Genomic DNA, 10,844 nt, shown 5'->3' with positions numbered 1-10,844 from the left:
CTTTGCTCGATGAAACGGCGGGTGCGCGGATCGTGATAGCCGCTCACTGCCGCAAGGTGCCGCCCATGCCGAGCGTAGAACCTGTTCTGCCTCTCCATGGCCAGCTCGCGCAGGTACTTCCCGAGCATCGACGCAAGGGCTACGAGCAGATGTCGGGCGTCGGCGTCCACTTCAAAGTGAACTCGACCGAGCCCGGCCACGCGATAGCTCACGCGTCCCGTGGCCTGACGAAGCACCTGCACGTCGTCCGGTCGGAGCAGTGTGAAATAGGGCACGTAGCCACGAATACCGCCGACCATGCCGCAGCGAGCTTCAAGATCAGCCTGCGAAGCCTCGCGTGCATCGACGAGCAAGCGTTCGAACATCGAAACATCGAGCGCGAATCGGGAGCCGAGCCTGGCCGACTCAGCGTTGAACACCCGCGCACAGGCAAGCAGCGATCGCGCCCTGCGCAAACGCACCCCCGCTTTGGCAAGCTGCTGCAGCGCGGCATGGCCGCAGCCGATGTCACCTCCGAAGGCAGGAAGACTCAACCGGGTCTGCCAGCACTGCGGCGCCGAATGCTTCGGGCAGGGGGCCCTGAGCGCGGCCAGGCCAGCCAGCGAGACGCTCGCGAGCAGCGCGTCGGCGTCGCGTGGCAGCGCTCCCGACAGCCGCTCCACCAAGGCCAGCACAATGCCTTCGGTGTGGCGCATCTTGCCAAAGGCCGAAGTCAGCTTGCTGTCGTGGATGCCGAGACGTCGCCCCAGCTCGCACAGGGACGGGCGCCGGTAGCGCCGAGTCTCGGCACAGATCGCGGTAGCCACCAACGGGCCGAGCCGCGGACCAAGACCGTTCTCGTCGACGCCAACCAGCCACACAAGCCGCACGCTATCATGTCCAACCCCGCCCAGGACGCCGAACCTGGCTTCGCATGGTAGCGGGCCATGGCCCGCATCCTCTGGACACGGGGACGGGGCGGCAAGCGCGGGTGGATCGGCCACGCGGCTTGCGAATAGTTGCAGCGGCCGGAGGCTGCTGGCCGATGCGGGTTGGCTCTGGAGGCTTGAGATCGCGCCCGATTCGTCGCAAAAGGACCCGTTCTGCGGAGATCGACCATCCACAGCAAGGCACATCGAGCGCCGGGAACCCGGCGCTGGCGCTGGATCCGGCTGTTGCCGGCCGTGAGTCTACTACTGCCGGTGATCGCGCATGCTCAGGCTGCGCCAAGGCCCCTGGCCCGACTGCTGGTTACGTCAGGCGTGGAGGGGGAGTTCGCTCGGCCCGTGTGCGACTCTTCCCGGTCGCTGGCTCCGGGTCGCTTTGCTTTGCCTGCGAGCGCCCTCGAGTGGCAGCAACGAGCGAGCGACCGCCCGCTGATCGTCGACACGGGCGGCCTTCTCGCTCCTCGCGGTGTCGTGCACTTCGCCTTGAAACGAGCCCCTCAGACCCTCGCCACGCTCGTGCAGAAGCTGGGTTATCGGGCCCTGGCGCTGGGTGCAGACGATCTGCAGAGCGAGCTCCATCTACTCGTATCGATGGTGCGGACGCTGCGGGCCAGGGGCATTCCCGTGATCGCCAGCAACCTGCACTGCAGCAGGGGCACCAGCGAGCTGTGCCAGCACCTGGTCGACGCGGCCGACGGGGTCTCGCTGCATGCCGTGGGCAGCATGCATGTGGCCGTGGTCAGCTTGCTCACGCCACGTGCGCTGCTGGCTGTAAGCAGAGACCTGGGCAGGGAGTTTCGGGTGGAGGAACCGGCCCGCGCCCTCGGGCGCGAGGTGCGGGAGGCGCGCGCGCTGGGGGCGGATCTCGTGGTCGCAACCCTCGATACCTGGCGCAGCGACGACGCGGCCTCGCGACTGCTGGCGCTGGCGGACGAGTTGCCAGACGACGGCCGGCCAGACTTGCTGTTCGCTTCGACCGCGGGACGCCAACTGCTGTTCGCGCGGACGCCCAAGCTGCGTCCCGCACTGCTTGGCACTTCACCCGGATCGGTGCTCGAGGTTCACGTACGACCGGCGACCATGGGCACGGCTCATGACCTGTTGGCACGACCCGCACTGCACGGTACGGAGCCCGCTCCGGCCGTGAAGGCGTGGATGGACGCGGTTGGCCGGAGGTACTGCCGCGAGTGGGCCCGCGCGCTGCCCGGCGCGGCGCTGAGGACACCGCTGTCGCCCCAGGAGCTGCTCAACCTGAGCGGGCAAGTGACCCGTGCGCTCGCCCGTGCCGAGGTCGCCGTGCTGGAACAGGAGGAGCTTGTGACGGACTGGAAGCCGGTCAGCAAGCACAGCTTGACGCGCAGCGATCTCGAGGTCGCGCTGCGGTGGAATCAGCCGTTGGTCCTGGCCAATGTGCCTGCCGGTTGGCTCGCCCAGGTGGCGACCCTGACCGAGGCGAAGCAACTGCGCCTGGTTGGGCTGCAAGGAAACGGTGATGACTTGCGCATCGCCGGACACAAGGCCGATCCGCGCGACCGCTATCGGGTGGTTGCAAGCCGCTTCGCCGCACACGAGCACCTGCCTCCGGGTGTTGACTGGCAGCCGTTCGGTTTCGCACCCTCCCGGACACGGATCCGCCGCTACCTCTCCATGCGCAGGCATGCCGATCCTCGCGAGACGCTCCCAGCCCCGGATCGAAGCACCGTATGGACCTACCGCATCGACGCAGAGACCCGACTCGCTGGCACGGCGGTCCACCATCAAAGGACCGCGATGGCTGGAATGCCTGCCGCGCCCAGCTACGAGGCCGCACAGCTCAACCGGCAGGAGAGCCTCACGTTGGGGGGCCGCACCCAGTGGCGCCTGGATGCCGCTCACCGCAACTGGGCGCTCGAGCTGCTGGCCATGGGACGCTACCAGACCACCCGGGCCCTTACCGAACGGCTCGAGACCACCGAAGGTGACGACTTGCTCTCGGCCCGGGCCACCTTCCATTGGCGCGGGCTGCGCCGCCCAGAGCAGACCCGCTACGTGCCGGACCCCTACGTCGAAGGCTACCTGGAGAGCGAGTTCACGCTGCCAGGTAGCGAGACGCGAAAGTTCCGTCACATGCTCCTGCGTCCCACCGTAGGACTGGGTGTCCCCTTGAGCGCCGAGCTAACCATCAAGCTCGCCACCGGATTGGAGACACAGCTCCTCGACCCTGCGCGACGCGCTCTGCCTGGTGCGGGTCTGGAGGTCGTGCTCAAGCCCTGGGTGATCACCCAGGGCGAGGAGCGCAAGGTAGAGTTGGAAGCCAGCGCCAACTACTTCGCCTCGGACTGGCTGGGTAAGGCCCAGCAGACGCTGCGCGGACACTTCAGCGCGAAAATCGAGCTCACTTCCCTGCTGGCGCTCAAGCTGGGCATCGACCTTTACGCGGAGGATCAGGCTGGCAAGTCCCTGGCCGTGGCCAGCAACTTCACCACCGGGCTCAACATGAGCTGGTTCGGGCGCGCCTCGAAACTGTAGCGCTGCGATTTGTAGCGCCTCGAAACCGAAGCGCCCTGCAACCGCAGCGACGTGCCTGCGCTACCCACGGTCACGGAGGCCTTGCGCGGCGCCGGTATCGGTACGGGCGGCGAGCCAGGTCTGCTCATCGCAGCCAGCGAAGGCGGCCACCACAGCAGGATCGAACCGAGCTCCGGCGAGCGCTGCGATCTCGTAGACGGCTTGCGCGTGAGTCAGCGCCTGCCCAAGGGGTGCCTCCGAGGTCATTGCCTCGTACGCTTCGGCCAGTGCAACGACCCTGGCAGCGAGCGGGATCTGCTCCCCCTTGAGACCGGATGGATAGCCGCCGCCGTCCCAACGCTCACGATGGTACAGCACGGCGTCGCGCGCCTCGGCGAGGCATTGGATGCCGGACAGAAGCTCGCCGCCACGTTGCGGGTGCTCGCGTGGAGGCTCCGCGTCCTGCTGCGTTGCAGGGGCTCGACGGGACAACACCTCGTCGCTTGCCACCAGCAGCCCGACGTTGTGCAGGGTGCCGCCTAGCTCGTACATGCCGCGTTCGTCCACCGGACGCCCCAGCCGCGCCGCCAGGAGCCAAGACCAGCGGCCGACGCGACGGGCATGCAGACCGGCACGCGCATTCCTGAGCGTCAAAGCCCTCACCAGCGTCGTGGTGATCGAGCACGCCTCGTGTTCTTGCTGATGATCGAAGAGGCGCCCCTGCTCGAGGGCGTTGTCGAGCGCTTCGTCGAGCTCCTGCAGCGCGAAGGGCTTGGGCAACACCCCCCATATCCTCGCCGTGCCCAGGTGGCGGAAGACGGTCTCGACGTCGCGCTCGCCGGTCATGACCAGCACCGGCGTGCTGCGGTAGACTCGTGCTATCCATGCTGCCAAAGGCGTGCTCTTGTCCACGGCGCGATAGAGCTTGAGATCGCTCAACACCGCCGAGAACTGGCGCTGGCGCAACAGTGCCTCCGCGTCGCGGGCGTTTGCCGAGGGGACCACGCTGAACGAAAGCTGCTTCAGATTGCGGCATGCACTGCGCAGCATCCGTTCGTCATCGTCCACCACCAACACGTGACCCTTGGTGGGGCCGACCCCTGTGCCACTTGCCATGACGCGCTCCTTGGCCTGCGTGTCGCTACGCATCGCTATAGCCCATGGATCACCCGCTCGCTGCTCTACGCGCACCCATACCTTAGGCCTTGCGGGCGACCAGGACATTGCATGGCGCATGCCGCACGATCTTCTCGGCAACGCTACCTATGAGCAGGTGGGCCAGCCCCGTGAGGCCGCGCGTGCCGACTATCACCAAGTCTGCCCCGAGTCGCTGCGCACATTCGCAGATCGCCTGAGCGGGACTGCGATGCGGCAGGATCTCCAGCTTCACGTCGTTGGCAGAAGGTAGACGGAGCCTGCGCAGCTCCGCCAGCTTGTCACGGACGGCACTATTCATCTCGCGCTCGATCTCGGCTTGCACCTGCTCGAAGCTCGGTACGGCCAAAGGCGGGGCCACGGGCTGTGGCCAGTACACGTGTGCAAGCACCAATTTGGTCGCTGGATCGCCAGCCATGTCAGCCGCAACGTCCAGCGCCGCCAGCGAATCGTCAGAGAAGTCTACCGCAACGAGAATCGTACCTACCTGTGTCATGATCTTCCCCAAACGCCCAGCCCGGGCCGGTCTGTCGTTCTCAAGGTTCCTTGTTCCACGCAAAAGCCACCCTCCGCCATGTCGTGCCCCAAATCAAAGCTGCCATCGAGGTCGAGATAGCGCGTCGCCGGAGCGGAAAGCGCCGCATGCAAGGCTGCGGCGATGCTGATCACACTCTCATCCATGCACCCCCACATGAGCTCGCGCCCCGACGCTTCGGCGATGGTGGCGATCCCCAACCCCGAACGTATGCCACCGCACTTCATTAACTTGATATTGAAGATCCCAAAGGCTGCCGGCGGCGCCGCGACGCGCACGGCATCTCGTTCGTCATGCAGGCTCTCATCGGCGGCAATGCTGCGGCGAAGCGAGGCCGGCAGCGTCCTCATCTCCTCGAGCGCCGCGGCCTCGAGCGGTTGTTCCAAAAGCTCGACGCCCAAGCCCGCGACGGCCTCGCTGAAGCAAAGCGTCTGCTCGCGGGTATAGCCCTGATTGGCGTCGACGCGGATGGCGACGGAGTTGCCAAATCGCTCGTGCAGCCTGCGTACCCTCTCGATATCGGCGTTCAGATCCAGGCCAATCTTGACTTTCAGATGGCGAAAGCCCCGGCCGACGTACTCCTGCGCCTCGTCCAACGCGGCTTCGGTGCTCTTGATGCCAATCGTGATCGACGTCGGCAGAGCACTGTACTGCCTGCCAAGAAACTCGACCAGCGGAACATCCACAGAGCGCGCAAACAAATCGTACAGGGCCATGTCCAAGCAGGCTCGGGCAGCAGGGGCGCTGCGAAGCCGTGTCTCCGCCTCTCGGCTCAGCGCCCCGAGCCGGCGCGCGTCACGGCCCTCGAGCCACTCCAGACGCTCCGGCGCAAGGGCCGACCCACAGGCGAGCTCCGATTCGCCGGTCACGTGCTCTGCGGGGGAAGCCGAGCCGTAACCTACGAGTCCCTCCTGCGCGACGAGCTTGACGAAAAACAACTCGACCGAAGAGATCTCACGCGTGGCGATCGTGTACGGACGGGTGAGCGGAAGCGATTGCTTCCAGCTCTCGACGCGCCGAATCCTCATGTGCTCTGCCTCCGGGCCAAACGCGAGCAGAGCACCTCGACCAACCCGTCAACGCCCTCGCTCAGAGGGCGAACAACGGGCAGAGCCAGCTCTTGCCGAAGCGCTGACTGGAGCCGCGCGGCCTTTGCGACGTCAAGATCCTGATCGTTCATCGTCACGGCCACGACCTCGGCACCAAGGAGCCGCACGAGCGCGATCTCGTCCTTGATCCCGGGGATGCGGCAGCCGAGCCGGTCCATGTCCGTGAAGAACTCACGACCTGGAGCATGCTGCAGGATGACGGCGCGGGCCCCGGCCGAGACTATGAACTCGGAGCCGCAGGGCCCGGAAGGATTACGAAGCGCTGACTGCCCCTCGAGCAGGATCAGGTCAGGCTCCTGTTGGCGCTGGCAGTCCAGGATCGCCGCCTCGAGCTCGCCGCACACGAAATCGTTGGGCGTCGCATCGAGAATGAAGCCGTGACGGTAGCCCTGCAGCCAGCCGCTCTGGCCGGTGTAGATCATTTCCGCGCGCAATCCCCGACGCCGGCATGCATCGGTCAAGAGCGAGCAGGTCGTGCGCTTGCCGATCGCGCAGTCCGTGCCGAGCACAGCCACGCGCGGCGTGTCCAGGGTGAGACTCTCGCCGGACCAGAATCGCATCTGCTTGGTGGGTCTGGGCTTGCGCAGATCGATGATGCGAGCGCCCTGCTGTTCGGTGAGCGCCAAGAGCTCCGGATCATCCGAGAGCAGGTTGTGCAGACCGTTAACGAGCGAGAGACCGGCTCGCGCGGCTTGCACTAGCTCCTGGCGCATTTGTGGAGGCAGGCGACCGCCGGCCGTTGCCACGGCCACGACGCAGTACGTCGGCGCTGGGGAAGCTCGATCCAGCAAATCCGCCAAGCAGCCGGCGATCGGAATCCCGCGATGCACCCTGTCGAGCACCTCGCCGGCGTCCCGTCCTGCCAGCTGCGGATCCACGACGCCCTGGATGCGGTAACGGCTCGGGCCCCTCACCAGCGCGTGGGCTGTCTTGCCGTGAACGGTTCGAAAGAGCTCGCCGGTGAGCAGGATCGCGCCTTCACGCATCGGCGGCACTTTAGCCAAAGGGCGCTTCCCGTGCCAGGGTGCGAACAGCGACTCGACGCCTTGGCGTTTCGGAGTTTGTGATCGGTGGTGAACCGACCTACCGCGACCGGGAAAGAGAGGCGCTCGTGCCACCCTGTGCCACGTCCGGGCGAGTTTGGGGACCACCCGCGAGCCACGTCCGGTGCTGTCTTGCGAGTCCGTGGAGCTGTAGCTGTTCAGGCCCCAGCCAGTCGGGTCTCAAGGCGGTTTTCTGGGCGAGCACGCCCGCAGGAATCGCCCGAGGAGTAGTGCTGGGCTGCGGTTGGAATCGGCTGCAGCGCAGGGCGAGGCCGAGGACGAAAGCCGCCCAGAAAACCGCCCGGGAAGCCGTCGTGCAAGCGTGGTCACCCCGTGAACAGTTGCGTGGAGCTAGCCAGCCGTCCCGAGGCCGCCACGCCCCCAATTTGGCACGATTTGTGTTACCGAATAACTTGAACAAGCTGTCGTGCCGGCAGGGATTCGTGCCCAACAACGCCCCACTTGCAGGGGCCGAACGGTTACGAGCCAGAAGCTGCCGGGCCTCGCGTGGCCCAAGGAGAGCACATGAACGGGATGAGGAATGTGTCCAACATCGGACCGGGAGCCGGAGGATGATCGTAGGTCGTGGGTCTCTTGCCGTGACGAGGCGATGTGGGGCATCGGTCCGGACTCCATCCCGGCAACACGGGGTCAGGGCTCGCCAAGCGCTCTGCGCTGTCGCCGCCGCCACAATCGCAGGCTGCGGCATCACCAGCGGGCCGCCCGGGCAATTCGCGGGCGGCCCTGCGGCTGGCGGATCTGCGGCTGGCGGATCTACTGGAGCTGGTGGCTTCATAGGCTTTCCTGGCCTGTCCGGCTCGGGAATGTCCGGCTCCGGCAGCAGCGCGGGAACCGCAGGCGGTGTGGCAGGAGCAACGGGAGCCGCAGGGTCCGCCGGCGCAACGGGTGCAGGCGGCTTCGGTGGCGTGGCTGGAACCGCCGGCGGTGCTGCAGCAGCAGGGATCGGCGGAACCGGTGGGCTGGCCGGGGCTGCGGGAGCCGGTGGCACCGGAGCCAGCGCCTGCACCAGCGACGCTGAGTGCGCGCCGAACGGTTGGTGCCGGCCCACGCTCAGCGGGCCCAGCCAATGCACGCCGTTTCGCCAGGAGGGTCAGAGCTGCGGGGGGTTCACCCCGATCGAGCACGCGACGCGTTGCCAGCCCGGCCTGATCTGCTGGGGCCGCCTGGTACCCGTGGACGGCCCGGGACGTTGTTCGCGGCCATGCAAGACCGACGTGGACTGCGGCCCGGGACGCTTGTGCGTCCGGGGCCAAGGTGTCTGCCAGGATGCTGCGGGGGGCGGGGGCCCAGGCGACCCCTGCGCCAGCGATGGCGAATGCATGCGTGGTCTCGTGTGCGAAGGCTGCGGTCCCGCCGGCCAGCGCTGCGTGACCGGTTGCCGAACGGCGCAAGACTGCAGGCTCGGCCAGCAATGCCGGCAGATCCAGTGCGTGACCTGCCCCTGCCCCGCTCAGTGTGTGGGTCAGGGGCGTGCCTGCACCGCGCGCGAATGCGGACCGCAACCGGGCGCGCCGAACATACCCTGCCCGGACGGCATCAACTTCTCGGGGCCTGGACCGTGCGAGCGTCAGCCCGACGGGAGCTGCGCCTACACCTGGCTCAGCTGCCCCTCGACCTTGCCGGCATGCGTCTCCGGCTTGCCGCAGGGCTGGTGCAACCCGAGCAGCGACCGGCCGTGCAGCTTCCAGGGCAACGACTGCACCTGCGCACCGGTCTGCTCGGGCGTTGCGCCGCCGCCGGGGATGACCCACAGGTGGTCCTGCGTGCCACCCAGGCCACCCGAGTGCCCTGCAGCGGCCCCGCACAACGGCACGCCGTGCCTGACCGAGGGGCTGACATGCAGCTACGGCAGCTGCGGTGCAGCCCACGCCACGTGCGCGAACGGCCTATGGAGCGTGCTGTTTGTGCCACCACCGCCATGAGCGCGAAAGCACGCTCCCGAAGCTCCCTCCGAAGAGTCCAGGTTCATTCGCGCTTGCTCATCCGCTCGACGCGCAAGCGGTGCTCGGCATCGAACAACCTGTGCAGGCACAACAGCACCGAGAAGCCGGCGCCCAGGGCGGTCGCTCCGGCGATCAGAAACATGACCATGATCTGGTAGCGCGCAGCCAAGGTGGGTGGAGTGCCTCCCATCAGCTGCCCCGTCATCATCCCCGGAATCGTGACGAGCCCCACCACGCTCATGGCGTTCAGGATGGGGATCATGGCGCTTCTGAGCGCCTCGACCGCCACGGGTCGCGCGGCCTCCCAGCGCGTCGCTCCGCAGCTCAACAGGGATTCCACCCGGCCACGACCCTCATCGAGCTCGTTCAGGCAGCGATCGATGCCGAGACTCACGCCTGTCAGTGCGTTGCCAAGCACCATGCCCACCAGGGGGATGAGGTAGCGCGCGTGCCACCACGGCTCGACCTCGATGACCAGCGCCGTGCCCACCCAGACCGCGGGCGCGGCACCCAGCAACAGCGCCACGAACGTGCTCGCCACGGCGCCCGCGTAACCCCGCTCGGAGCGTGCGATCGCTTCCCGGGCTGCCAGCGCCACCATCAGCGACGCCACACCCAGGACGAGCCCGGGATGGGCGACGCGAAATATGGGGACGAGCAGATAGCCGAGGATCGTGAGCTGAACGGCCGTGCGCAGGGCGGCCAGCATGAGCTTGCGCTCCAGGCGAAGGCCCAGCAGCAGCGAAAGCCCGCCGTTCAGCAGCAGCAGAGCGGCCGCGAAGGCGAGTCTCGGCCAGCCGATGTCCAGGGCGCTCGTCATGGGCCGAGCTCGAGCCTTTGCGTTGCCACGCGCTCGGCCTGCGCAGCGTCGTGCGTGACCCATACGCTCGGCGTTGCTCGCAAGCTTGCCTCCAGCGCCAAGCTCACTCCCGCGTCGAGGGCGGATGTGGGCTCGTCCAGCAGCAGGACGTCGGGCCGACGCGCGAGCCGCAGCGCCAGGTAAGCACGCTGGCGCTCACCCCCGGACAGGCTGCTCCAGGGCCGGCGCCACGACTCCGGGCTCAGGCCCCAGCTGCTCGCAAGCGCGAAGGCGTCGTCGTTGCTGCGGCCACGCTGCGCCTGCAACGCCTCGATCTGGCTCGCGTACTGTGCGGGTGTCCCACGCAGCTCCGGCACGACTTGGGGCACGTAGGCCACCCGGGCGCGCCAGGTAGGGATACCAAGCTCGGAGGGGATCCGCCCGTCCAGCCGTACGCTACCCGCCTCCAGGGGATCCAGCCACGCCAGCGCCCGCAGCAGCTGGGATTTGCCCGTGCCAGACGGCCCCAACACCGCCAGGGTCTGGCCGGACCCGAGCGAGAAAGACAGGTCTTCGAACAGTGCTCGGCTGCCAAAAGTCCGTCGTAGTGATTGTGCTTCGAAACGCATGGCGCCACAGCGTCTCGCGCCTTCGAAGACCCTCGGGTCGTCAGCGCGTTTCGGTCACGAGCACATCGTCCCACTGAGCGCTGAGGCTGAACGCGCGCACGCCCACGCTTCCACCTCCCGTGATGACGGCGTCGTCGCTCGTCAGAACCAGGCTATCGTCCACGTAGAATTCGTGGCGAGCTCCCTTCACCACGGCG

Annotated in this window: 9 protein-coding genes; 2 read left to right on the top strand and 7 right to left on the bottom strand. The window is 67.3% G+C overall.

The window, feature by feature from the left end; genetic code table 11:
* On the bottom strand, positions 1 to 869 hold an 869-nt coding region (locus MJD61_17355), incomplete at its 3' end, for a hypothetical protein (protein MCG8557030.1).
* 294 nt (positions 870 to 1,163) lie between these two features.
* On the opposite strand from MJD61_17355, the gene MJD61_17350 reads away from it, so the two are divergent.
* Positions 1,164 to 3,434, top strand: coding sequence for a hypothetical protein (locus MJD61_17350; protein ID MCG8557029.1), 2,271 nt, complete (start codon positions 1,164 to 1,166; stop codon positions 3,432 to 3,434).
* 60 nt (positions 3,435 to 3,494) lie between these two features.
* Here the strand turns inward: MJD61_17350 and MJD61_17345 are convergent, their stop codons facing one another.
* Genes MJD61_17345 through MJD61_17330 form a run of 4 tightly spaced genes read right to left on the bottom strand, consistent with a single transcriptional unit; the run spans position 3,495 to position 7,198 of the window.
* Positions 3,495 to 4,562: a response regulator gene (locus MJD61_17345; GenBank protein ID MCG8557028.1), complete on the bottom strand. Its 1,068-nt coding sequence runs from the start codon at positions 4,560 to 4,562 to the stop codon at positions 3,495 to 3,497.
* A gap of 49 nt (positions 4,563 to 4,611) precedes the next feature.
* Positions 4,612 to 5,064 (bottom strand): universal stress protein, encoded by a 453-nt coding sequence (locus MJD61_17340; protein ID MCG8557027.1) that lies wholly within the window; start codon positions 5,062 to 5,064, stop codon positions 4,612 to 4,614.
* Positions 5,061 to 6,131, bottom strand: a complete 1,071-nt coding sequence (locus MJD61_17335) for a dipeptide epimerase (protein ID MCG8557026.1) — start codon at positions 6,129 to 6,131, stop codon at positions 5,061 to 5,063. The genes MJD61_17340 and MJD61_17335 overlap by 4 nt, the downstream gene beginning before the upstream one ends.
* Complete coding sequence (locus MJD61_17330) at positions 6,128 to 7,198, bottom strand: DUF1611 domain-containing protein (GenBank protein MCG8557025.1); 1,071 nt, start codon at positions 7,196 to 7,198, stop codon at positions 6,128 to 6,130. Before MJD61_17330 ends, MJD61_17335 begins: the two co-directional genes overlap by 4 nt.
* A gap of 920 nt (positions 7,199 to 8,118) precedes the next feature.
* Between MJD61_17330 and MJD61_17325 the strand changes: the two genes are divergently transcribed.
* Positions 8,119 to 9,198, top strand: coding sequence for a hypothetical protein (locus MJD61_17325; GenBank protein MCG8557024.1), 1,080 nt, complete (start codon positions 8,119 to 8,121; stop codon positions 9,196 to 9,198).
* Between the two features lie 43 nt (positions 9,199 to 9,241).
* Here MJD61_17325 and fetB read toward each other — a convergent pair whose 3' ends face one another.
* Both fetB and MJD61_17315 read right to left on the bottom strand, forming a co-directional pair.
* Complete coding sequence (gene fetB, locus MJD61_17320; GenBank protein ID MCG8557023.1) at positions 9,242 to 10,039, bottom strand: iron export ABC transporter permease subunit FetB; 798 nt, start codon at positions 10,037 to 10,039, stop codon at positions 9,242 to 9,244.
* On the bottom strand, positions 10,036 to 10,647 hold the full coding sequence (locus MJD61_17315; GenBank protein MCG8557022.1) for an ABC transporter ATP-binding protein: 612 nt from the start codon (positions 10,645 to 10,647) through the stop codon (positions 10,036 to 10,038). Before MJD61_17315 ends, fetB begins: the two co-directional genes overlap by 4 nt.
* Positions 10,648 to 10,844 lie beyond the last annotated feature (197 nt).

It is taken from the genome of Pseudomonadota bacterium (genome assembly GCA_022361155.1).
Taxonomy (GTDB): domain Bacteria; phylum Myxococcota_A; class Polyangia; order Polyangiales; family JAKSBK01; genus JAKSBK01.
Note: the sequence above shows the minus strand (reverse complement) of the source record. Positions and strands in the feature narration are given on the sequence as shown.

Coding starts and splice junctions, on each gene's coding strand:
- MJD61_17345 (MCG8557028.1), bottom strand. CDS start 4,562: ATGCGTAGCGACACGCAGGCCAAGGAGCGCGTCATGGCAAGTGGCACA.
- MJD61_17340 (MCG8557027.1), bottom strand. CDS start 5,064: ATGACACAGGTAGGTACGATTCTCGTTGCGGTAGACTTCTCTGACGAT.
- MJD61_17335 (MCG8557026.1), bottom strand. CDS start 6,131: ATGAGGATTCGGCGCGTCGAGAGCTGGAAGCAATCGCTTCCGCTCACC.
- MJD61_17330 (MCG8557025.1), bottom strand. CDS start 7,198: ATGCGTGAAGGCGCGATCCTGCTCACCGGCGAGCTCTTTCGAACCGTT.
- fetB (MCG8557023.1), bottom strand. CDS start 10,039: ATGACGAGCGCCCTGGACATCGGCTGGCCGAGACTCGCCTTCGCGGCC.
- MJD61_17315 (MCG8557022.1), bottom strand. CDS start 10,647: ATGCGTTTCGAAGCACAATCACTACGACGGACTTTTGGCAGCCGAGCA.